The sequence below is a fragment of the Fimbriimonadaceae bacterium genome (assembly GCA_019638795.1).
Classification (GTDB): Bacteria; Armatimonadota; Fimbriimonadia; order Fimbriimonadales; family Fimbriimonadaceae; genus JAHBTB01.
This window is the reverse complement of sequence record JAHBTB010000004.1, coordinates 86279-108444: the sequence shown is the minus strand read 5'-3', so window position 1 is coordinate 108444 and position 22166 is coordinate 86279. Positions and strand designations below refer to the sequence as shown.

The 22166-nt window shown below is 64.0% G+C and carries 17 protein-coding genes; 9 read left to right on the top strand and 8 right to left on the bottom strand.

From position 1 onward, the window contains the following. The 4 genes from KF857_06700 to KF857_06685 are packed head-to-tail and all read left to right on the top strand — an operon-like array spanning position 1 to position 3862. Entirely contained in the window at positions 1-696 is a 696-nt protein-coding gene (locus KF857_06700) for a (Fe-S)-binding protein (GenBank protein ID MBX3111682.1), read from the top strand. Beyond that, the gene (locus tag KF857_06695) at positions 693-2027 is read left to right on the top strand and encodes a lactate utilization protein (GenBank protein MBX3111681.1); all 1335 of its coding nucleotides are present in this window, start codon (positions 693-695) and stop codon (positions 2025-2027) included. The genes KF857_06700 and KF857_06695 overlap by 4 nt, the downstream gene beginning before the upstream one ends. Continuing rightward, entirely contained in the window at positions 2014-2556 is a 543-nt protein-coding gene (locus tag KF857_06690) for a lactate utilization protein (GenBank protein MBX3111680.1), read from the top strand. Before KF857_06695 ends, KF857_06690 begins: the two co-directional genes overlap by 14 nt. After that, complete coding sequence (locus KF857_06685) at positions 2546-3862, top strand: rhamnulokinase (protein ID MBX3111679.1); 1317 nt, start codon at positions 2546-2548, stop codon at positions 3860-3862. Before KF857_06690 ends, KF857_06685 begins: the two co-directional genes overlap by 11 nt. Positions 3863-3867: 5 nt before the next feature. On the opposite strand, the gene KF857_06680 is transcribed toward KF857_06685, so the two are convergent. Then, positions 3868-6933 carry a family 78 glycoside hydrolase catalytic domain gene (locus KF857_06680; GenBank protein ID MBX3111678.1) on the bottom strand — a complete coding sequence of 1022 codons (3066 nt, stop codon included), beginning with the start codon at positions 6931-6933 and terminating at the stop codon, positions 3868-3870. Positions 6934-7186: 253 nt separating this feature from the next. Between KF857_06680 and KF857_06675 the strand changes: the two genes are divergently transcribed. From KF857_06675 to KF857_06660, 4 genes are read left to right on the top strand one after another with little or no spacing between them, the layout of a single operon-like run. Beyond that, positions 7187-7585 (top strand): hypothetical protein, encoded by a 399-nt coding sequence (locus tag KF857_06675; GenBank protein MBX3111677.1) that lies wholly within the window; start codon positions 7187-7189, stop codon positions 7583-7585. Positions 7586-7627: 42 nt separating this feature from the next. Next, entirely contained in the window at positions 7628-8299 is a 672-nt protein-coding gene (locus KF857_06670; GenBank protein MBX3111676.1) for a response regulator transcription factor, read from the top strand. Positions 8300-8302: 3 nt separating this feature from the next. Then, on the top strand, positions 8303-9823 hold the full coding sequence (locus tag KF857_06665; protein MBX3111675.1) for a HAMP domain-containing histidine kinase: 1521 nt from the start codon (positions 8303-8305) through the stop codon (positions 9821-9823). Positions 9824-9880: 57 nt separating this feature from the next. Then, the gene (locus KF857_06660; protein MBX3111674.1) at positions 9881-10744 is read left to right on the top strand and encodes a hypothetical protein; all 864 of its coding nucleotides are present in this window, start codon (positions 9881-9883) and stop codon (positions 10742-10744) included. Positions 10745-10795: 51 nt separating this feature from the next. On the opposite strand, the gene trpA is transcribed toward KF857_06660, so the two are convergent. The 5 genes from trpA to KF857_06635 all read right to left on the bottom strand — a co-directional run bounded on the left by trpA (position 10796) and on the right by KF857_06635 (position 19642). After that, positions 10796-11584, bottom strand: coding sequence for a tryptophan synthase subunit alpha (gene trpA, locus KF857_06655; GenBank protein MBX3111673.1), 789 nt, complete (start codon positions 11582-11584; stop codon positions 10796-10798). 38 nt (positions 11585-11622) lie between these two features. Then, the gene (locus KF857_06650) at positions 11623-12507 is read right to left on the bottom strand and encodes an NYN domain-containing protein (GenBank protein ID MBX3111672.1); all 885 of its coding nucleotides are present in this window, start codon (positions 12505-12507) and stop codon (positions 11623-11625) included. A 19-nt stretch (positions 12508-12526) separates the two neighbouring features. Beyond that, on the bottom strand, positions 12527-14350 hold the full coding sequence (locus tag KF857_06645) for an ABC transporter ATP-binding protein (GenBank protein MBX3111671.1): 1824 nt from the start codon (positions 14348-14350) through the stop codon (positions 12527-12529). Positions 14351-14736: 386 nt separating this feature from the next. Then, positions 14737-16173: a M20/M25/M40 family metallo-hydrolase gene (locus KF857_06640; GenBank protein MBX3111670.1), complete on the bottom strand. Its 1437-nt coding sequence runs from the start codon at positions 16171-16173 to the stop codon at positions 14737-14739. Between the two features lie 49 nt (positions 16174-16222). Beyond that, positions 16223-19642 (bottom strand): hypothetical protein, encoded by a 3420-nt coding sequence (locus KF857_06635; protein ID MBX3111669.1) that lies wholly within the window; start codon positions 19640-19642, stop codon positions 16223-16225. A gap of 248 nt (positions 19643-19890) precedes the next feature. Here KF857_06635 and KF857_06630 point away from each other — a divergent pair, with 248 nt between their 5' ends. Continuing rightward, complete coding sequence (locus KF857_06630) at positions 19891-20067, top strand: hypothetical protein (protein ID MBX3111668.1); 177 nt, start codon at positions 19891-19893, stop codon at positions 20065-20067. Here the strand turns inward: KF857_06630 and KF857_06625 are convergent. Next, entirely contained in the window at positions 20064-21218 is a 1155-nt protein-coding gene (locus tag KF857_06625; GenBank protein ID MBX3111667.1) for a Gfo/Idh/MocA family oxidoreductase, read from the bottom strand. The genes KF857_06630 and KF857_06625 overlap by 4 nt on opposite strands. A 48-nt stretch (positions 21219-21266) precedes the next feature. Next, positions 21267-22154 carry a PEP-CTERM sorting domain-containing protein gene (locus KF857_06620; GenBank protein MBX3111666.1) on the bottom strand — a complete coding sequence of 296 codons (888 nt, stop codon included), beginning with the start codon at positions 22152-22154 and terminating at the stop codon, positions 21267-21269. Positions 22155-22166 lie beyond the last annotated feature (12 nt).

Below are 22166 nucleotides of genomic sequence, written 5' to 3'. Positions count from 1 at the left end.
ATGCGCGTCCGGCTGATGCTGACGTGCCTGTGCGACGCCTTCTACGGCGACGTCGGGCAGGCGACCGTCCGCGTCCTGGAACATGCGGGCTGCACCGTCGAGTTCCCCGAAGGGCAGACGTGCTGCGGCCAACCGCCGTTTAATTCTGGCGACTGGGAGTCTGCCCGCCGTGTCGCGGCCCACACGTGCGGTGTCTTCGCGGGCGACACCCCGGTGGTCACGCCGAGCGGCTCCTGTGCCGCCATGGTCCGGCACGGATACCCTCGGCTCGACCTCACCCCACCAGGGCCCGTCTACGAGTTGGCTGAGTTCCTCGTCGACGTGCTCCACATCACCACTTGGTCCGGCCGGGAGTATGCGAAGACGGTCGCGTTCCACCGTGCCTGTCACGGACGGCTGATCGGACTCGGAGACAAGGCAGAGCGGCTTCTTTCCACCGTGCCCGGGATCGCCTTGGCCCCCGTGCCCGAGCCCGAACAGTGCTGTGGGTTTGGCGGTGCCTTTGCCGTCAAGGAACCCCACCTGTCCCAGCACATCGGGACCGCCAAGCTCGAATGTCTGCGGTCCACTGGCGCCGACGAGGTGGTCAGTGGAGACATGGGGTGCCTGATGCACCTGACCGGCTTGGCCGGTCGTCAGGGGCGTCCCGTGAGGACGCGCCACTATGCGGAGATTCTGGCGGAGGTGTCGGCATGAGTTCCCGCGTCGACGCCTTTGCCGCGGGACTAGCGCCCCGGACCGCCGCCAGTGTCCGGGCCGCATCGTCGGCAAAGGTCCGCCAACGTCTCCATGCCCTGCCTCAGACATTCCTCGACCCGGAGGCGGCGCGGACCTACGCCGCCAGGGTCAAGGCCGCCGTCCTCGACAACCTGAAACCCCTCCTGCTCCAGTTCGAGGCCAACTTGGTGGCCAATGGCGTGTCGGTCCATTGGGCGAGGGACGCCCAAGAAGCCCGCGACGTCATCGTCGGCGTCTGTCGCCGGACGGCCCCCGAGGGATGCACCGTCGTCAAGGGAAAGTCAATGGTGACTGAGGAAATCCACCTCAACGACGCCCTTGAGCGGGCTGGCTTCCCTACGCTTGAGACCGACCTCGGCGAGTATGTGGTCCAATTGGACGGGGACACACCGAGCCACATCGTCACGCCGATCATCCACAAGGACCGGTACCAGGTCGCCGAGTCTTTCCACGCGGAGGGGCTTGGTCCCTACACGAGCGACCCGTCGGAACTGACCCGTCAGGCCCGGTTACGGTTGCGGGCGGCGTTTCGGACGGCCAGGGTCGGCGTCAGCGGGGTCAACTTTGGTATCGCATCGACCGGCCGTCTCGTGATCGTCGAGAACGAGGGCAACAACCGTCTCTCGACGACCGCGCCGGACGTCCACGTCGCGGTCATGGGGATTGAAAAGCTCTTGCCCGACGAGAGGGACCTGGCGGTGTTCCTCCCCTTACTTGCCGGATCGGCGACCGGACAGCAGATCACGACTTACGTGCACATGATCACGGGCCCCCGTCGCGGCGCGGAGTCTGACGGACCCCGGGAGGTGCATGTCGTCCTGCTCGACAATGGACGGAGTTCCGTCCTTGCCAGCGAACGACGGGACATCCTCCGATGCATCCGTTGCGGGGCGTGCCTCAACGTCTGTCCGGTGTACCGCGCCGCCAGCGGTCACGGTTACCAGAACGTGTACTGCGGGCCGGTGGGAGCCGTTCTGGCCCCCTCCCTTTCCTTTGACACCAATCGGGACGTCCCCTTCGCCAGTTCGCTCTGCGGAGCCTGCGAGGAGGTGTGCCCGGTCATGATTCCCATTCCAGACCAGCTTGTTGGATTGCGTCGTCAGGCCACCGTCCAAGGCTCTTGGGGAGTCTTCGCCCACGGAGCGACCCACCCCGCCCAGTGGCGCACCGCCTTGGCCCTGGCCCCGTGGGTGTCGGGAGCGGGAGCCTGGATGTCGGGATGGGCACAGTTTAGGTCAGCGCCGGCCAAGCACGGTGACTTCCGGAGGTGGTGGCATGGACGCCCGTGAGCAGGTGCTTTCACTATTGCCCGACGGAGAGGGGGAGGTCCACCGGGAGGCCGTCCCCGACTATGTCCCCTTCAACGGTGACCTCGTTTCCCTGTTCAAGGATCGTGTCGCCGCGGTCGGGGGCCGGGTCATGGACCTTGACGAGGCCAGGAGACTTTGCCCGGCGCCCGCCTGGGTCGATGGCGATGTCGCCGGCACCTGGGGGAGCCCACCGACGCCACGGGATATTTGGGAAGCCTCGGCTGGGGTGACCTCGACGATCTGCGCCGTCGCCCAGACTGGCTCGGTCCTTCTCGCCGCCGGACCGGGTCGCCGACGGTTGGTCAGCCTTGCCCCTCCGGTCCACATCGCCTTGGTAAGAAAGGTCGTGGCGACTCTCGCTGACGCGGTCGACCTGGCGCCCCGGTCCACCAGCGTCCTCGTGACAGGCCCCAGCCGGACAGCCGATATCGAGGGCGTCCTTGTCAACGGGGTGCATGGGCCGGGCGAACTCTGGGTGGTGCTCCTGGAGGACCTCATTGTCGACTAGGCACTTGGCCGTCGACATCGGGGCGAGCGGGGGAAAGTCGCTTCTCGGGATATGGGACGGAAGCAACCTCCAGGTCCAGGTAGTCCGTCGCTTCGACAATCACCCTAGGAAGGTCGACGGCCACCTCCGCTGGGACATTGGCGCCCTTGACCGGGAGGTGGGGAGATGTCTCGCCATGGCCGGCCCGGTCGACTCCTATGGCATCGACACTTGGGGAGTGGACTTCTGCCTGCTTGACGCGGAAGACAAGCTGGTCGGACAGCCCGTCCACTACCGCGACCACCGGACCGACGGGCTCCTTCCGGAGGTCTTGGCCCTTCTCGGGGCCGAGGCCGTCTACCAGGCGACCGGAATCCAGGCGATGCCGATCAACACGTTGGTCCAACTCTACGCCCTCGCACGGCAGGAACCCGAGGTGCTCGCTCTGGCAAAGACCTTCTTGACCGTCCCTGACTATCTGCACTGGCGGAGGACCGGAGTCAAGGCGTGTGAGTTCACCAACGCGATGACGACGCAGTGCTTCTGCCCCTCCACGATGACTTGGGCGACCGGACTCCTGGAGAAGATCGGCGTCGCCCCGTCCCTCTTCCCACCCGTCGTCCCCCCGGGGACAGAAGTCGCTCCAGGCGTCGTGCTTCCCGCCTGCCACGACACCGGTTCTGCGGTCGCGTCTCTCGACCTCGAGCCCGGAGACTACTGGCTGAGTTCGGGCACTTGGTCCATCGTCGGAGTCAATGTCGCCGCCCCGGTGCTGACGGAAGAGGCCCGGCTCCTGAACCTTACCAACGAAGGCGGCGTGGACGGCACCTTTCGCCTCGGGAAGAACGTGATGGGACTCTGGATCGTCCAGGAATGGTTGCGGCATCGACCGGAACCCCTGTCAGACCTGCTCGCCCGGGCCGAGGCGGCCGCGTCACCCGGCACCCAGATCGACGTCGACCACCCCTCGCTACTCGCCCCCGACGACATGCCTGCCGCCTTACGGTCGCTCCTGCCTGGCGTCGACGACGACACCCTGGTCCGGGCGGTGCTCGAATCCCTGGCCCATCGGTACCGATGGGTCGTCGGTGCTCTGGAGAAGGCAAGCGGGATCCCGTGCCGGCGACTCCGAGTGATGGGAGGCGGTTCTCAGAACCGTTTCCTCAACCAGCTGACCGCCGAGTGCCTCGGCGTCCCCGTCGTGGCCGGGCCGGTCGAGGCTACCGCCCTCGGTAACCTGGTGGTCCAGATCGGCCGGGGTGACGCGGAAGTCATGACGGCAGTGCGCCGGGCGGCGGCACGATCCGATGCCGCGGGCTTCGTCTAGTCAGGTCAGGGCTTTGGCACCAAGAACAAGTGGTCACCCGATCCGACCGTCCCCACGCCGTGCGACAGGACCGTTCTCGACGAAGCCGGTCGGGTTCCCGCGGGGAGTTCGACCACCGCACGTACCCCGACGGGCAGGTGCAAACGGGCCTCATAGGAGCCGTCGGGCATTCGCCTCCACGACGACTTGACCGTGCCGCGCACTGATTCGTACGAGGCGTCGACGTGGCCGAGCTGGTCCGTGAAGTACGGCTTGTACGAGACGGCGGCCCAACCAGGTTGCAGGAGGTCGATCCCAGCCGCGTAGGTGTAGAGCCACTCGTTGACACACCCGAGCCAGTAGTGGTTGAAGCTGTTCATCCCCGCGTCCTGGAATCCCTTCTCCGGCGTCCACCCGTCCCAACGTTCCCACATCGAGGTCGCGCCAAGCTTGATTTGGTAGAGCCAGGAGGGATAGTCCTTCTTGAGCACCGCACCATAGGCGACGTCGGCATGACCGTGGTCGGCCAAGGCCTTGAGAACCTCTGGAGTGCCGAGGAACCCGGTGGACAGATGGCCTCCGCGGGCCCGGACCATGTCCGCAAGGACGTCGGCGGCTTCTTGGGCCTCCTTGTCGTCCAAGACCCCCGTCATGACCGCGACAGCGTACATGGACTGGTCCCCAGGGCCCTTGTCGTTGATCTTGCCGTCCTTCCAGAAGGCGGCCCGCCACGCGGCACGGACCTTGGCGCGCTGCTCTGCGTACTTGGCAGAGTCCTTGCCGACCGCTTCGGCCATCTCCTCCATGTATCGCAGGTCGCGCACCCAAAGGGCGGTGGCGATACTCTCGCTGTGCTGAAGTCCGTCAAGCAGGAGCCAGTCCCCATATGCCCCTGGCGGGCGGATGTAGTCCTTCGCCTTGGCCGCCCAATAGTCGCAGCACTTGTCCAGGGCCGCCCAATGGGCGACGACCGGCCTGGTGTCACCGGTCATGCGCCATGTCTGGTAGACACAGACCACACCGGCGTCGTCCCACCCGGCGTTGCCGCGGCCGACCATGTTCAGATAGGGGGCGACGTCGGGAAACGCGCCGTCGACGGGCGAGGGGGAGTCCTCACAGAGGTCGACGAGCCACTTGTCCGCGAAGGCGGCGATGTCCCGGTTGAAGTAGGCGCTCTTGATGTACACCTGGGCGTCTCCCGTCCAACCCGCCCGTTCGTCACGCTGGGGGCAGTCCGTCGGCACGTCCAGGTAGTTGCCCAATTGGCTCCAGTCTGAGTTCAGGACGAGTCGGTCGAGCAAAGGCTCGCTGGACTTGAACGTCCCCGCGAGGGGCAGGTCGCTATGCAGGACGATCCCTTCGACGTCGCCCGGCCCCGGCGGCGTGGCGACACCACTGATCTCGCAGTACTGGAACCCGTGGAATGTGAACTTCGGCTCGCAGACCGTGACCCCGTCCTTGGCCAAAACGTATGTGTCAGTCGCCTTGGCCGCCCGGAGGTTGGCGGTGTAGAGCTTTCCCTTGTCAAGCCGCTCACCATGGCGGACGGTGACCACGTCACCTGCCTTCCCCTTCACCTTGAACCGCACGACCCCGCTAAAGTTCTGGCCAAAGTCGTACACCCAGACCCCGGGCGCGCTCTCCGTCCGCGTCTTGGCTGTGATCGACATCTGAGGGTCGACTTCACTGTTCGGGTGGGCGGACAGGCTGATTTTCGGCGGGTCGACGACTTTGACCGACGACCAGCCGTCGGCTCGGAAGCCCGGCCTGTCCCAGCCCGGTCGGGCGAGCCGATAATCGGTGGCACAACCCATCAGGAGGTCGTTGTGCAGGTTTTCACCGTGGGCGACCTGCCAGTCGGGCCCCGTCACGATCCTGTCGGTGGCGCCGTCGGCATAGGTGATCCGGAGTTCGAGGCTCAGGGCGGGAGCGCCGCCGTAATAGAATCTCCGGCCCGTGAAGGCCAGATAGCCAGCGTACCAACCGTCGCCCAGCCAGGAACCGAGGACGTTCTCCCCTTGCTTCAGGGACTTGGTCACGTCGTGGGTGTGGTAGTAGGCACGCTTCGTGAACTCGGTCCAGCCCGGGGCCAGTCCCGTCCCGGCCACGGCCCGGCCGTTGACCGATACCTGGTAGGCACCGAGCGCGGTGGCGTAGAGCAGGGCGCTGCGGACGGGTTTTTCAATTTGGAACGCACGACGGAACATCGCCGCGGGGCCCATCGGGTATTCGACGTGGGCTTTCACCCGGCCCCAAGGGGCCCCGCCATAGTCCACGAGCTTCTTTGCCGGCGTCCAAGGCCCGGCCTGGTCTTGGGCGACTTGGATCTGCCCAGGCTCAACCGAATCTCCATCCTTGTCAAGGAACTTCACCAGGAGACCGCTCATGCCCTGGTCGTTCGTGACCGTCACATCGAGGACTCGACTCGTGGGGCGCTCCGGCAGCCGGATGACCTCGAAACGGGTGAATCCGCCCGAGACCACGGCGTTGCCATCAACCGTCGCCTTGAAGTGGTCGTCGGCGGCGATGAGAAGGGTGACGGCCCGGTCGGAGAACGGGACGCGGTAGTGGCGGACGTAGCCTTTTGCCGTCGATTCTGCCGAGTCGTCCGGATGGCCATACCAGCTGGCGCCGTCCATCGACGGGGGCTCAGGCGGTAGCGCGGCCTTCGGGTCTTGCACCCATCCGGCCCGCCAGTCCCGGGCGATGCCGTTGCGCCAGGTGGACACCGCACTCCAACTACCGGGTTTGTCATTTTCGTCCCACACCCGGACCTTCCAGAACACTTCCTGCCCCGGGGCCAGATCCCGGCCCTGGTAGCTCGCGCTGAACGAGTCACCTGACTGCTTGCCGGTGTCCCACAAGTCGCCCCTGTCCTGGTCTAGAGCAGCACGGGTGCTGGAGACCAGCACCTGGTGGGCGGTCACCAAGCGGTCACTGCCCTTTCCCTCGGCGACCCAAGTGAGACGCGGTGACACGTCGTCGACCGCCAAGGGGTTGACCTTCCAATCACAACGGAGCTTTGCGGGGACGAGGGGCACGGCCACGACGGCACCGGTGACAATCGTCGCCAGCACAAGCGAAAAGGTCATGCGGCGATGCTACCGAAGCAGCGAGTCTTGATGCCTGCGCCGAGATCAAGAGATATAGAATGAGGTGTGCCCGGAACTTTGCGGGCAGGGGACAGTTATGAACAGATTGCTCGTTAATCTAGCCGTATCGTCAACATTGGCCCTTGGCTTAGTAGCTCCGACCACCGCTCGGGCTCAAGACAACCCGGGGCCGGTCGGCCATTCCTCGGGCCCGATCGCCATAGACGGAGGCACCGACTCTGTCCTGATCGGCTTGCTCTTGCCTGCCGTCCAAAAGGTGCGGACCGAAGCCAAGCTCATCGTCATGGACGGAGACGGTTCGGTGCTCGTCGCCCGGACGGTAGCCATGGGAGACGGAAGCGTCAAGCCGTCTCCGCACTACTTCCGGGCCGGACTGGTCCGGGTCAACTCAGGCATGGAGCTCCGCATCTATGAACGGGGCGTGAGGAACCCGATCTACAAGGGACGCGCACCCCAGTCGGGCCAACTCAACTTTGTGTTCGTCGAGGGCGTGGACGGTGACGGAGTCTCGCGCGGCCCGATCGGTTCCAGCATCCAGGTTTTCTGCGACGGCAGCGTCAAGCCTGGTGGCTTGAAGAGCTTCGACCGAATGGACAGTAAAGCGATCATCGCGGTCTTGATTGGCCTCTGACCCTCACGGATTCCTCATACTCTCTGGGTACGTAAGACGGGTATGAGGATCTTGGTCGTTGAGGACGACGTCGCCATCGCCGACGAAGTGGCCCTTGCGCTTCGGCGCGAAGGCTTGGCGGTCGATGTCGTCCATGACGGCCCCGCCGGCCTAGACTCCATCCTCATCAACCCTTACGCGGTGGTCGTCTTGGATTGGATGCTGCCGGGGATGGACGGCCTCGCCGTGTGCCAGGCCGCCCGACGTGCCCAAGTGTCGGTGCCTGTGCTCATGTTGACCGCACGGGACCAAGTCTCTGACCGGGTCGAAGGGCTTGAAGCTGGGGCAGACGACTACTTGGTCAAACCCTTCGACGTCCGGGAACTCACCGCCCGTGTGCGGGCCCTGGTGCGGCGCGACAAGGCCGTCAAGTCCGGGGTCGTCCAATTTGCCGACCTCGAGCTGGACTCTCAGACGAAACGGGTCGTGCGTGCCGGCAGGGAGATCAACCTGACACCCCGGGAATTCGAACTCTTGGAGGCACTCGTCCGCAACCGGGGTCGGACGCTGACACGCGAAGTCATCCTCAACAACGTATGGGGTGCCGACGAAAACACGGAGAACGCGGTCAATTTCCACGTGACGTCGCTCCGGCGGAAGGTGGACAGTTGGCATCCGGTGAAGCTGATCCACACGGTGCACGGCTTTGGCTACACGCTCCGGGCGGAGGACTGAACCTTGGTCGCCCATTCTCTGCGCACCCGCCTCCTCCTGTGGAACACCGCGGTCATCGTGCTCCTTCTCGTCGGCTTCGCCGCAGCAATGACCGGGGTCACCCGTGCCCGGCTGACCTCTATGATCGACCGCGACCTGCGCCACCGAGGCGACGAGGCGGTCCAGCTTGGCCCCCCTCCGCCGGAGCAACAGCGGATGTTCCGTCTCGACGGCGGTGTGCCAGGGCCGGGCCCTGAGCCCGGAGCACCCGGCCCACCGCCGGGGCAACGCCCCCGCCCCCGGACACCCGGGCTGGGGCCGATACCCCAGGTCTACCAAGACGCTTCGCGCCTGGCCGACATCCGCCGGCCTCGGTTCGTGGCGGCCGGCTCCGGTTCGGACCCGGCATGGTCAGACAAGAGCTTCGAGGGCGCGACGGCCCTCGTGACGGCCCCCACGTTCACCGATCTAGGCCGGTTGCGGGTCCTCTCCATGCCCGCGTTTCGGAACGGCGTCCAGATTGGCACTGTCCAGGTCGCCCAGGAAACCGACCTCTTGCTCTCCCTGAGCCAGGCCCAGACGGCGACGTTCGCCGTCCTCCTGCCGGTCGCCCTGGTGTTTGTCGTCCTCGGGGCCAGGGTCTTGATCGACCGGGCGCTCCGGCCTGTCGACCGCTTGACGCGGGCCGCCGCGGCGATTAGCGCCGAAGACCTCTCCCAACGGCTTCCTGTCACTGGTGACGATGAACTGGCTCGCATAGCCGGGACATTCAACGACCTCCTCGGGCGGCTCGACACCGCGTTTGCGGAGGAAAAGTCGGCGTATTCCCGGCTACAGGAGGCATACGACGCCCAGCAACGCTTTACCGCCGACGCCAGCCATGAGCTCCGGACTCCGTTGACCCGCATCAGGCTGACCCTGGGTAACGCCCTGAACGCCCCCGGCAACCTCAGTGAACTCCAGAGAGCGGCAGAACGGGCCGACGCGACCGCCGCAGAAATGGCCCGGTTGGTCGAAGACCTGCTGACGCTGGCCCGCACGGACGCCGGTGTCCTGACGATCGACGCCCGCACGGTCGACCTCCGCGTGCCCGTTTCCGAAGGGATCGAGGCCGTGGCCGGACCGGGCCCCGTCCCCACTGCCTGCTTCCCCGACGAACCGGTCCCTGTGCAAGGGGACGAGGCGCTCCTCAGTCGGGTGGTCGTCAACCTTGTCGGTAACGCCCGTCGGCATACGCCGCAAGACGGGACGGTGCATGTCACGGTCGACTCCGAAGGAGGCTGGGCGAGGGTCACGGTGCAAGACACGGGCGACGGCATCCCGGAAGAAGACATTCCCCACGTCTTTGACCGCTTCTATCGGGCTGGTGAGGCGAGGTCAAGGCGAGACGGGGGTACCGGGCTCGGTCTGGCGATCACCAAGGGCCTTGTCGAGGCTCACAAGGGACGCGTCGACATCGCCAGTCAAGAGGGCCAGGGGACAGTGGTCCGGGTCCTTTTGCCCCTGGTGTCCGACCCTCATAAATCCCTCATAGGAGCCTCGTAAAGTGATAACAAGGAAGCGGGCCCCGTTGGTGTGGGCCGCGTTTCTGGAGGACATGAAATGAAACACACACTGATCGTTTCGGTCGCGGCTTTGGCCATGCTGGCAGTGTCTGGCACCGTTTGCGCCCAAGCGGCCGGGCCTGGCGGGCCTGGCCAACCGGGCCAATTCGGACCTGGCGGCCCGCGCCGACCGATGATGGGCATGGGGCTCAACGGCCCGATGCTCCTGAAGCACCCGAACGTGCAGAAGGAACTGGCCCTGACTGATGAGCAGAAGAAGCAGATCGACGAGCTAGTGCCGCGGGGACCGCGGGGTGGATTTGGCGGTCCTCCTCCTCAGGGTGGCTTTGACGGCGGCCCTGGCGGCCCCCCACCGCAGGGAGGCTTCGACGGCGGCCCTGGCGGACCGCCGCCTCAGGGCGGATTTGGCGGTGGCCAAGGTGGACCGCCCCCGCAGGACGGCGGACGTGGACCGATGCCGCGCCAAGACATGGAAAAGAAGATCGCGGAGATCCTGACGAGCAAGCAACTGGCCCGGTACAAGGAGATCCAGTTGCAGGCCACAGCCCCCATGTCGATGTTGCGCCCCGAAGTCGCCGAGAAGCTCGGCCTCAGCGACGACCAAAGGACCAAGCTGGACGAGATCGTCCGGGACGGCATGCCGAAGCCGCGTCAACCGGGCGGGTTTGGCGGCGGGCAGGGTGGCCCGGGAGGCCCACCGCCTGAGGGTGGGTTTGGCGGCCCTGGCCGACAACGGCGACCGGGCGGCCCCCCGATGATGGTCGACCCGACCAAGCGGGCCGAGTTGGTCAAGCGGGCTCTCGACGTCTTGACGGACAGCCAGAAGACGAAATGGAAGGCGATGACGGGCAAGGTCATCGACCTGACCCCGCCCAAGAGGGACGACGCGGGCCGTCCGTGACCGTCTTGCGAGGCCCGGCCCCCCATGCATGGCGGGGGTCGGGCCCGCGCCCTATCTCGTGGCCGACTTGAGCGACTTCACCGCGTCCACGAGAGCGGCACGGCCCCTTCCGCCATCCCAATTCGTGGCCAAGTAGTCAACCAACCACGAGCCGATCACAGCCCCGTCGGCGACCCTGCACACATCGGCGACATGCTGAGGAGTGCTGATGCCGAACCCCACACAGACGGGCACGCTGGTCATCCCCTTGAGGTCACCGACCAGCCGAGCGACCTCGGCCCCTGCCTGCTGGGTGGCTCCCGTGACACCGGTGCGGCTCACCGCGTAAACGAAGCCGGTTGAATGCGCCGCAACCGCCTGCAACCTTTCTGCCGTCGAAGTCGGAGACGCGAGGAACACGGTGTCCAAGCCTGCCCGCCTGGCTTCGGCGACCCAGTCGCCCGCCTCTTCTGGGATGATGTCGCAGACGATGGCGCCGGAGACACCAGAGGACTTGGCCCGGCCCGCGAAGTTCGCAAGCCCCGGCCTCAACATCGTGTTGTAGTAGCCCATGAGGACGACGGGCACGCCACACCCTCCCCTTGACAAGGAGTCAAGGACGGCGCCCGGGCGCGTGCCCCGGTCGAGAGCCCGCTGACTGCTGGCTTGGATCGTCGGACCGTCGGCGATCGGGTCGCTAAACGGGACGCCGATTTCGATGACGTCCGCACCGCCTTCGACCAAGGCGTCACAGATCGCCGGGAGGTCGTCGAGTGACGGGTCTCCCGCAGTGACGTAGAGGACGAGGGCCTTTTCTCCCTTGGTCCGGAGCGCGTCGAAGGTGTGTGCGAGGGTCGGCACGGGCCCTGAGGATACCGGAGGCCACCCTCGACCTTGAGTCAGCCCGGGTTCTCCGCCACTACATCGGGGTGGTTCCAGTTGACGACGATGACGGAGTAGTCCCGTACGTCACCTAGCCGTTGCTCGATCGCGATAGCCCCCAGTTGGACCAAGTCGGAAAGGAGCGCCTTGCGCTCAAACTCCTCGAGTTGGGACATCTCGGACCGCTGGCGGTGCAGAAAGGGAATCATCCAAATCTCTGGCTTGTCGCTAAAGTGATGCAGCATGATGCGGAGCGTTTCAAGGGCCCGCGGGTCGTGGATCCTCTTGGGAGTCGCAAATGTGCTGGGCTTGGGGGCAGGTCGCTGAGGCTGGGCGACCGGGGCGGCAGGGGCCGGAGGGGCTGGGGCGACTCGAGGGCTGGTCAGCTTGACATCAGTCGGCAGCATTGTCGTCGCGTCGATGAAATTGCGTTCTTCGGCGACTTGAAGGAGGTCGCCCGACAAGTTGTCCTTGAACGCCACGACGATGACGCTGCGGGCCCGGGCCCGAAGGTGCTGGATGACAGGAATGTAGTCTCGGTCGCCGGCGACGAAGACGAATGTGTCGATTTCCGGCCTTGTATAAAGCGTGTCCAACGCGTCAATGCAGAGGCGCATGTCGGCGGCGTTCTTGTGCTCGGTACCCAAGACATTGTGGGTTTCGATCCCCATGAGATAGAAGTCTCCTTGGGTGCCTCCACCGACCCGTTCGAAGTCAGCGTAGGCGTGTTGGATGATGCAGTTCTTTTGCTGGCCTTCGTGTAGGGTTGTCTTAAGGCTGCGAATGACTTTCAGTGATGTGTCGCCTGGGTCAGTCTTCTGGTCTGTACGGTTTTTAATGAAGTAGTAGAGGTTTTCAAAGTCCACGAAGAGCGCGGCGTAAGGGTTGATGTTATCGGCCACACCCCCAAGGTACCTGTGCTCAGGCGATCTCCAGGGCCCCTTTGAACTGCTCCCGGAACATGTCTTGATAGATGCCGGGGCGGGCGACCAACTCGGCGTGGGGGCCTTGGTCGACGATCCTTCCGTCTTCCACGACAAGGATGCGGTCTGCATCGACGACACTGGCGAGCCGGTGCGCGATGATGAAGGTCGTGCGCCCCTTCATGACACGACGGAGGGCCTCCTGGACGCGGGCCTCGGTCTCGCCGTCAAGGGCGCTGGTCACGTCGTCAAGGATGAGGACGGCGGGGTCGGTGACAAGTGCCCGGGCAAGGGCCAGGCGCTGGCGCTGTCCACCACTGAAGCGCACGCCGTGCTCGCCGATCATGGTCTCGTATCCGTCGTCGAGAGTCTCGACAAACTCATGGAGGTCGGCGGCCTTGGCCGCGGCGACCATCTGCTCGTCCGTCGCGTCGTGGCACCCGTACTTGATGTTCTCCTTGATGCTGACGCTGAACGCCATGTTCTCTTGGGCGACCATGCTGATTTGGGCACGGACGGAGTCGAGCCGGACTTCACGCAAGTCGACACCGTCAATACTGACCCGACCCTTCGTCGGGTCATAGAACCGCATCAAGAGGTTCATCAGCGTCGTTTTGCCGCTTCCGCTGTGGCCCACGATGCCGACAACCTCGCCACAGGCCACGGTGAGGTCGATGTCATGGACAATCTCCTCCCCCTGCTCATACTTGAAGCTGACATGGTCGAACCTGATCTCCCTGCTCAAGCGAGGGAGGGCCAGCGCGCCTTCCCTGTCCTCTATGTCGGGTCGGGTGTCTAGGGTCTCGAAGACGCGGTCCATCGCCGCCACCGCCCACTGGAGTTGGTTGTTGAAATCGACGACGCGAACGGCGGGGTCGAAGACATACCCCACGTAGAAGGCGACGGCTACGAGGGACCCGACCGTGAGTTGGCCCTGCTGGACGAGGAAGCCCCCATAGGCGTAGACAATGCCCCGGCCGACGGCGGATATGACCCCCGAGATCAGGCCCAGCCGACGGTTCAGGTGCATTTGACGGACGTCGACGGCAAACCGCTCGTTGGCCAGCTTGACAAACTGCTTGGTCTCGTCGTTCTCCCGCACAAACGCCTTGACCACGGCGATGTTGGCGATCTTTTCGGTCAGCTGGCCGACCTGCTCGTCGTAGAGACGGCGCTGTTCTTCCCGGATGCTGCGGATGTGCTTCAGGAAGAACAAGTAGCTGACGACGTAGAGCGGCACCAAAGCAAGGATCACGGCGGCGATCCGCCACTCCATCGTGAAAAGGATGGACGTGACGACGACCAAGGTGATGAGGTCGCTGAGAAAGGCGACGAGTTGCCCCGAGACCACCCCCTGGATGAGCTCGACGTCGGCGGTCGCCCGGGCCATGATCTTGCCGGTTTGGATCTGCTTGTGGAAGGCCAGGCTCAGGCGTTGGAGGTGCCGCCACGTGGCGAACCGTAGGTCAAAACAAAAGCGATGGCCGACAAAGTTGACCAACAGGGCGAGAAGGTAGTTCAGATAGGCCCGGAGGGCGATGGCCCCGACCAAGAGCAGGCTGAACATGAGTAAGAGCTGCGGGCCCGTGTGGTCGCGCAGGTTCACCCAGTTCGCTTCGGCGGCTGCCTTGGCCGCTCCTTCCGCGGACTGCCAACTCTGGAACGCGGCCAGCGCCGGCTTGATGCCGTTGTCAATCGCGAACTCAAAGAGCCGGGGTGGGACGATGTTGAGCGTCGTCACGACGACGGTAAGCAAGATCGCCAACGCCAAGTGCCGGCGGTAGGGCCGGAGGAACTCGAGTGTGCGCCGGAAGGAGCGCATAAGCCGCTCAAGTTTGTCCCAAAAACGATCAAAGACCCCCGGCTTTCGCCGAGGGCCATTTTAGGGGCTTGAGGGATAGGAGAGGGTACGGAGCAGTTGACTAAGCTTTGCGTTGCGACTGGTTCAGAGCCTCTTTGACGAGACCCCACCCGCCGACCAGAGAGGCGAGGGCAATCGCCATGACCACGACTTCATACATGAGTTACAGCCTCCAACACCCTCTGTATGCCGCACTCACCATGCGGTCTACCATGCTGAAACCAGCGTGGTTACCTGAGTTCGTTTGAACTCAGGCACCGTTGCTGACCGCGAGGTGACTAGGTGGGTTATCTGCTGGGGTCAGGCCGTCCTCGTGCTTTGGCTATCCAAAAGCACCGGTGTCCCCACTACCCGCCACCGGCCCGCCGGTTGTTACCCGCTTGCGCTTTGGGGAGCCTCTCCGGAATATTGGCTAAGTGATAGGCCAAGACGCCGACATACGTCGCGTTTTGGGCGACGCATCGCGACTGGACGTACCTGACCTGGTCGTTTTGAGTGTGCCAAATCTCCGTGTAAGAGACGGGGCCAGGCGCCTTTTGCAACTGGAACCCTGGCACTCCCCGGGCGATGAAGCTACCGTGGTCACTGCCACCGGCCGGAAGCCGCTGTGTCGTTTGCAGAGTGAAGGGGAACTCAGGATACGCCCCGGCCAGCTTAGCGACGACCGACTCGAAGAACGGCTTCATGTCCTCCTGGACGACGATGGCTTGGTACGGGTTTTGACCGTGGTCCTCGACGAAGACGGCCTGGATATTGGCCAGCTCGTCCTTGTGCTTCTCGGTGTAGCCTCGCGACCCGAGAAGGCCCTGCTCTTCCCCGCTCCAGAGGACAAACCGGACCGTGCGCATCGGACGGAGCTTCAGCTTGGCAAACGTCCGCGCCAGTTCGAGGACCATCGAGCTGCCTGTCCCGTTGTCCATCGCCCCCTGCGACCCCGGGCCGTCCCAACTGTCAAAGTGGCCGCTGATGATGACGTACTCGGACGGACGGACCGAACCCTTGATCTCGGCCACGACGTTGTAGAGCGGTGTCGGCCGGTCTTCCAGCTTCTGGTCAATGTTGAACTCTAGAATGGGGGCCCGCCCCTTGGCCATGTTGTATTCGACCAGACCGTAATCGTTCTTGCTGATCGTGACCAACGGTGTCTTCGGCCGGGTCTGCTTGTTGTAGGCGACCCAGCTGCCGTGCGTCCACACGTAGGAGTCGGCGTTGGTGCTGTACACCCGGCCGGCGATGCCGCACGAGTCCACAAACTTGTCCAGGTCAGTCGGACGAGACAAGTTTGCGCTGCCCATACCGACCATCCGAGGCATGAGCACCCATGCGCCCTTGAGTTGGGCCGCGGCATTCTTGGCCTCGTCCATCGTCGCCGGCATCTTGACCGGTGGTCCGGCCACCGGGCCCTTGGTGCCGACCGTGTATGCCGGCGTGCTGAACGCCATCTTATAGCGGTAGGGAGCGGTCAAGCCGCCCCAGGAAGCTGCCGCGTTCCTCTGGAACCGGACTGGTGCCTCCTGGTACTGCTCCAGCCACACCTTGTCGACGCCAAAGTCGGTGAACTTGCGCACGGCCCAATGCTGGGCAGCGAGAAGGGCGTCCGAGGCCGTGACCCGGGGACCGAACTTACCGCACAGTTCACGGAGGATCTCGACTGTGTGCGAGTTGTCACGGGTCTCCTTAATGAGACTGTCGATGACTTGGTCTTCGGGCGGTTGTTGGGCGAGCGCAGTCCCGGCCCATGCGAGGACCGGCACGGCAAGAAGCAGTCGTAGCCTGGCGAACATGACCCGACCAGTCTAGCCGGTACGGAGGGCCGACGACACCTGCCCAGATTCAGAACCGGACAGAGTAGTCCAGCCGCATACCCCAGTTCTGCAGGTTGGACCCCACGGGGCGGCTGTTGCCCCAGTTGAGGTTCTCCAGCCAGAACGACAGGGACTGGTTCTTTCCTGGCCGCTGGTCGAACCGAAGGCCGAACTTATGGGCGGTCTGGCGCTCGCCGTTCCGGTCCCATTGCAAGAGGCTGTAGCTGAGGTTGAGAGGCGACGGGTTGCTGGCGAAGAACGTCGTGTCCACCTTTGCCTCCCGGTACAGAGACTGCGCGACGGCGTCCCTCTGGACCTCGTTGAAGCTCATGTCGAACTTGAAGTTCTTGTCCTTAAAGTACTTGAACGACCAGATGTTCTTGCGCTCGTCGACGGGCACCGAGCCCAAGATCACGTCGTTCCGCTGTTGGAGCGGGTTGGTGACCAGTTGGTGCACTAATTGGGCATGGTCGTTGAACTGGATGGACACCGCGTAGTCGCGGATCATCACCTGGTCGTCGGTCGGCAAGGTGCGGACGCCGTACTTCAGTTCGCCACGGACGGCGGCCTTCCCAGTCTTGTCCGTGGTCAGATTGAAGACGCGGTCGATCGCGCGGAAGCCGTCACCTGCAACCTGGCTGAAGTAGTCAAATCCAAAGCCGATGTTGCCGTAGGAGGCGCCAAAACCGATCCGGCGGTTCTCCTTCTGCCAGGCGTAGTTGTCACGCGCGGTGTCGGCCGAATAGCTGAACCGGATGTCCTTGATAGACCCGAGTTCAAACGGCTTGACATTCTTGAAGCTGAAGACACCGACGCTCTGGTCGCGGAGGTCGTCCCAGCCGTTGTGGGTGTAGGAAGCACCTTCGACCGCGACCCCCTGGATCTGACCCGGGGTCAGTGAAACGGACTCCTTCGTCGTGCCGGTGGCACCGTCGGCAAACTGTCGGGCCTGGTTGACGTCGAGTTTGATCCCCTTGCCAAAGTCGATGGACACGCCGAGGTTCTTCTTCGCCTCGTCGGGTTTCTCGCCGTCCCGCAGGGTCCGTTCGTCGGTCAGGCTCACCTTGACCCGCGGGTTCAGTTGCTGGGCGATGGTGTTTGAGGTCGTCGTCTCGCGTTCGCCGTTGCTGTACCTGGTCTGGCTCTGGGTCGTCGAGAGCGAGGTCGTCTTGCTCAGGTCTGCCTGGTAGTTGACGGCTTGACGGTTGGAATCCGGCTGGTTGTCGTCGACCCCACCGAAGGTCGCCCGCTCATTGGTCAATGTCAGCTTGCCCAGTTTGCCAAAGTCTCGGGCGACAAAGAAGCGCTGGGCGGACTGCTCCAGGTTGACATGGTCAATGTCGTTGACCCGGCTGGCCAAGGTCTGGTAGGAGAAGGATGTCAGCTTGTCGAGGCGGTACTCGATGAGCTTGCTGTCGTTCTCCCGAAAGAGGCCGAGTTCAGTGTTCTGGTCGTCGTTGTGCCGGAGGTCAAGCTTCAGCGAAGGCATCAGTTGCCAGGTGACCGACCATGCCGATTGGTCATAGCCCATCAGTTGGCGCATCACGTCCCGCTCGGTGTCGACCAAGGTCGCCAGGCCACTGAACGCCGACGAGACGTTGCGCCGGGCGTAGGTGGCGGCGAAGCCCTTGTCGGCATACTTGAAATTCGTGCGGGCCGCTTCACCGGTCAAGTCGTCGGCGTGCATCGTGTCCAGGCTGAGCGACCGGTTCTTGCCGAGGTCGGCAAAGACATTCAGCATCGTCCTCTTCAGGCCGTCGGCGATACCGAGTGAGCGTTGTTCGGTGGGCAATAGCCGTGAGGTGGCCCCGAACTGCGCACCGACGTCTTGTTGGGCGAAGTTGACCTTGTACTTGGCCGAATCAATCCCGATCGAATCGAGCCGGGCGCCACCAGCCTCGGCGGCGACGCTGTAGTTGCTGTAGTTCAGCTTCGTCGACTTGCCAAGGTCAAGGCCAAACTTCCACCACGACCGGTCCAGTCCGGCCGAATTGCCCAAGGCACCATAGTCGTTCCCTTGAGCGTGTCCGCCCGCGGCACCGAGCACTGACTTGACGTGGTTTTGCACCTCGCCGCCGGCAAAGGCGTTGAACGAGGTGAAACCGGAGTCGGCCTCAAAGCGACCATGCTCAAAGCTCCATTTCGGGCTGGTCAGGGCGAACTCAATGGCCTTGACATCGCCCGTGTCGCTCATCAGGCGGTTGTTGTCGTACTTGAGGTTCCAGCCCTTGGCCAGCGGACTCTCGAAGCCGAAAGACTGACGGGACAGGCCGATTTCCTTGGCCAACTGACCCTTGTCCGGGTCGCGCAGACTGCCGATCCGCGAAAAACCGGCGGTCACCTTCTGGTCGGTGAAGTAGCCCTTGCTGGGGCCCATGTTGAAGGAAAGGGCGCGGCGGAACAATCCCGTCCCGTTCTGGTCGCGGGTTTGGGCGTCCTTGAACTCGATCGCACCGTTCTTGAACTGCTGTTTGGCCCCGATGTTGTCAAACGTGAGGCCGCGTTCCTGTGCGAGTTGGTTGCGGTCTTGCTCCCGCAAGTTGGCAAACCGGTTGAACGTCGGGTCGACAGAGCGGGAGTCCCAAGTGAAGCTGAAGCCGCCCAACGACATGCCGTAGTCACGCCACGAGACGCCGCCCGTGTCGTCGCCGACCGATTGGACACCGCCGCTGAGCTTAAGCCCGCCGGCTTTCAGATCGGTCAGCCGGAATGAACTTCGCTTCAGGCCCTTCTCTTTGGCCAAGGTGTCGATGTCGGCCGCTGACATACCTGCCGAAGCAAACGATTGGAATCCGCCAAACCGGTCGTCAATGTCCTGGTAGTTGGCGGTGAAATTGCCGCCCAGCACCTTCGTCGCGAGGCTCTGCACGATCGCGGTGCCCTGGCCCTCCTCGACCTTCTCCGTGTTCTTGGAGCCGTCGAAGAGGTTGGTGACGTCGGCCTTGTGCCGGTCCCCGACCATGAAGAGGCCTTTGAGTGAGCCGCCTCCAGACAGGCTGAAACTGTTCGCCAAGCCGTAGACGTTTGATGACAACAGGGTCCCGCCTGCCGTCCTTTCCGCGAGACCTAGACCGAAGACGGCCTTGGCACCCCCGGCGAAGTCGAAACTGAATCCAGAAAACTTACTGGAGCCGGCACCGTGGGCGTAAACCCCTTTGCTGTCCTGCTTGTCGTCGTACCGGTAGTTGACCCGCAGGCCCTGCCCCGGGGTGAACGGCACGCGCAAGACGATGCTGCCCGCCTCGTAGTCGATGCTGTAGTCACGGTCACGGACGAGGTTCCGCCCGTCCAAGTCGACAGACTCGGAGTGCAGGACCAGATGGCCTTGCCGAAGCGGGACCACCATGGTGCCCGGGCTCAACCGGACCAAGTCCATCGAGGCCTTGCCGCCGACCGGCGGTGGGGACGTCTCAGCGGGGTTTTGGTCGGCCGCTTGGCCATGCGCCACGACCGAGGCTAACGCGAGTACCGCTAGCCCTAACCGCCGTGTCTGCCTCGTGACCCTCATGGTCGTGACCTGCCCAGGCTCTATTATCGCCCATTTCGCATCCTTACAGAGTCCCATGGCCCTCAAAACCCACTAGGTTTTCAATCCTTTTGAACCTAGTCCCTGTATTGCTGACGGCTGACAGTCATTCCAGTTTCATCCTTTGTGCCCTTTTTGAGTCTGGAGAGTCGCCGATGATCCGTGGTGGGATGGAAACTCGCGACACGTATGTTTCAGTCAAGATGACGCAGGAGGAAGCGTACGAGATCCTGAGCCGATGCCTGCAAAGCCAGGAAGAAGACAACCCCGTCTTCCTCTCGGCGATCCGCCGCATCGCCAAAGCCGCCGAGCATCCCGTCCGGCTCGAGGTACTGCGGGCCGCCTAAACCGTGACCCAGTTCCCCGACGCGTGACTGCGTTCCACCGCGTCAAGGACGACCTGGTTCCGGAGCCCGTCCTCAATGTCCGGGCTCGGGTTCTTTCCTTCGGCGATCGCGTTCACGGCGTCGGCGACGAGGTTGATGAAGGTGTGCTCGTAGCCGATGATGTGCCCGACCGGCCAATAGTGACCCGCGTAGGGGTGCACCCCGTCGGTTGCCTGGATGAGCCTAAACCCGTGGTTCGCCGCCGCGTCGGTGTTGTCGTAATACTCCAGTTCGTTCATGCGCTCCAGGTTGAAGACAACCGACCCCTTCTCTCCGTTGATCTCAAACCGGTTGTGGTTCTTCCGCCCGACCGCGAACCGAGTGGCCTCGAACGTGCCTACTGCCCCGCTCTTGAACTTGGCGAGGAAGAGGCTGGCGTCATCGACCGTCACCTCGCCGGTCTCGGTGCTGGCCGCCGCACCGAGGCGGTCGTCGACCGCCCCGGCCAGGGGACGCTCCTTGATAAAGGTGTGAAGTAGCCCGGTGACAGACTCGAACTCGCCCAGCAAGTGTCGGCCAAGGTCGATGATGTGGCTGGCGATGTCGCCGTGCGCCCCCGAACCGGCCTTCTCCTTCTGCAAACGCCACACCAGCGGGAACTTGGGGTCGGCGATCCAGTCCTGCAGGTAAACGGCCCGGATGTGATAGATGCGGCCGAGCTGACCGCTCGCGACCATTTGCTTCGCCAGCGCGACGGCCGGAGCTTTGCGGTAGTTGTGGAAGACCGCACTGGGTTTGCCGCTGGCCTTCACCGCGTCATAAATCTCTTGGGCGTCGGCCAGTGTGTTGCCGATCGGCTTCTCGCAGAAGACGATCTTCCCCGCCTTGGCCGCTGCGACCGCGATCTCTCGGTGGCTGTCACCCGGTGTGCTCACATCGACGACGTCGATCTCCGGGTCGTCCAGCACTTTCCGATAGTCCGTCTCGTAGCCCTCCCAGCCCAGCTGACCGGCCGCCTTTGCCACCGCCGCCTCGTTGCGCCCGCACACGGTTTTCATGCGCAGGTCCATGGGCAAGTCAAAGAACCGGCCCGCCTGGCGGTAGGCGTTGCTATGGGCTTTGCCCATGAACTGATAGCCGATCAGTCCGACGGTCAGCGTGGGTTTAGACATCGTGTCCCAGTTTAGCGAGACGACGACTGCCCGCGCACGGGGTCCGACTCAGCTCTTTCGGCGACGCATCAGCGCCAAGGCACCGAGTCCAAGGACAGACAACGACGCCGGTTCGGGCACCGCGCCGTTTTGGAACGCCCACCGTCGCACTTCGTCGTTGGTGACGTCGATCGCCCCGCTGCCGAAGTAGGCCGTGCCCGGAGCGATGTCGATGTCGTAGTGCTGGCCCCCGTACTCGCCGCTCCAAGTCCAACCGTTCTTGTTGAACGAGGCAAAGCCAAAGTCGTTCAACTTGTCCGGCGGCGTCGGAGTCCCGCCCGTCCAATCCGTGTCGTTGAAGATGAACGAGTTGATCCCGATCAGCCGGCCCGTGCTGTCAAACCAACCTCCGCCCGAATCACCGGCCGCCAGGGACGCCTCGCCGACCGAGTGCAGGTAGGCATAGTTCGCCACGCCCCAGCCGTCGATCTTGACCGTCCCGTCGATCTTGTTGTCGCCCGCCCGACGGGTGCCCATCCCGGTGATGTCGGTGTAGTAGTCGCCCGACGCGGCCACTTTGCCGGTGGCGCCGTAGCCCACCATCGTCACCCCGGAGCCCGCCACCGGTGACTGGCCCAGTTCATACCAGCCGGGCAAGGTCTCGGCAACCGTGATCATGCGCAGGTCGGTGTGGGTGCCGTTCAGGTTGGGCGCGTCCACCGCGCCGGTCTTGTGATAGGTGACGCCACCCAAAACGAAATCGGTCGCGCTGATGTGTTGGACGGTCAGTACCGAATGGGGTCCGACCGCGACACCGCTGGCACTGCCGACCCTACCCACGTAAACCCAAGTGAAATCCTCGGGGCCCGTCGCGGTTGTCGATGTGGTCGCGATGACGGCGTGGGACAGCGCCGCCGTGGCCAAGGCACTGATGACAAGGGTCGATTTCAACTTCATCACACTAAGTCT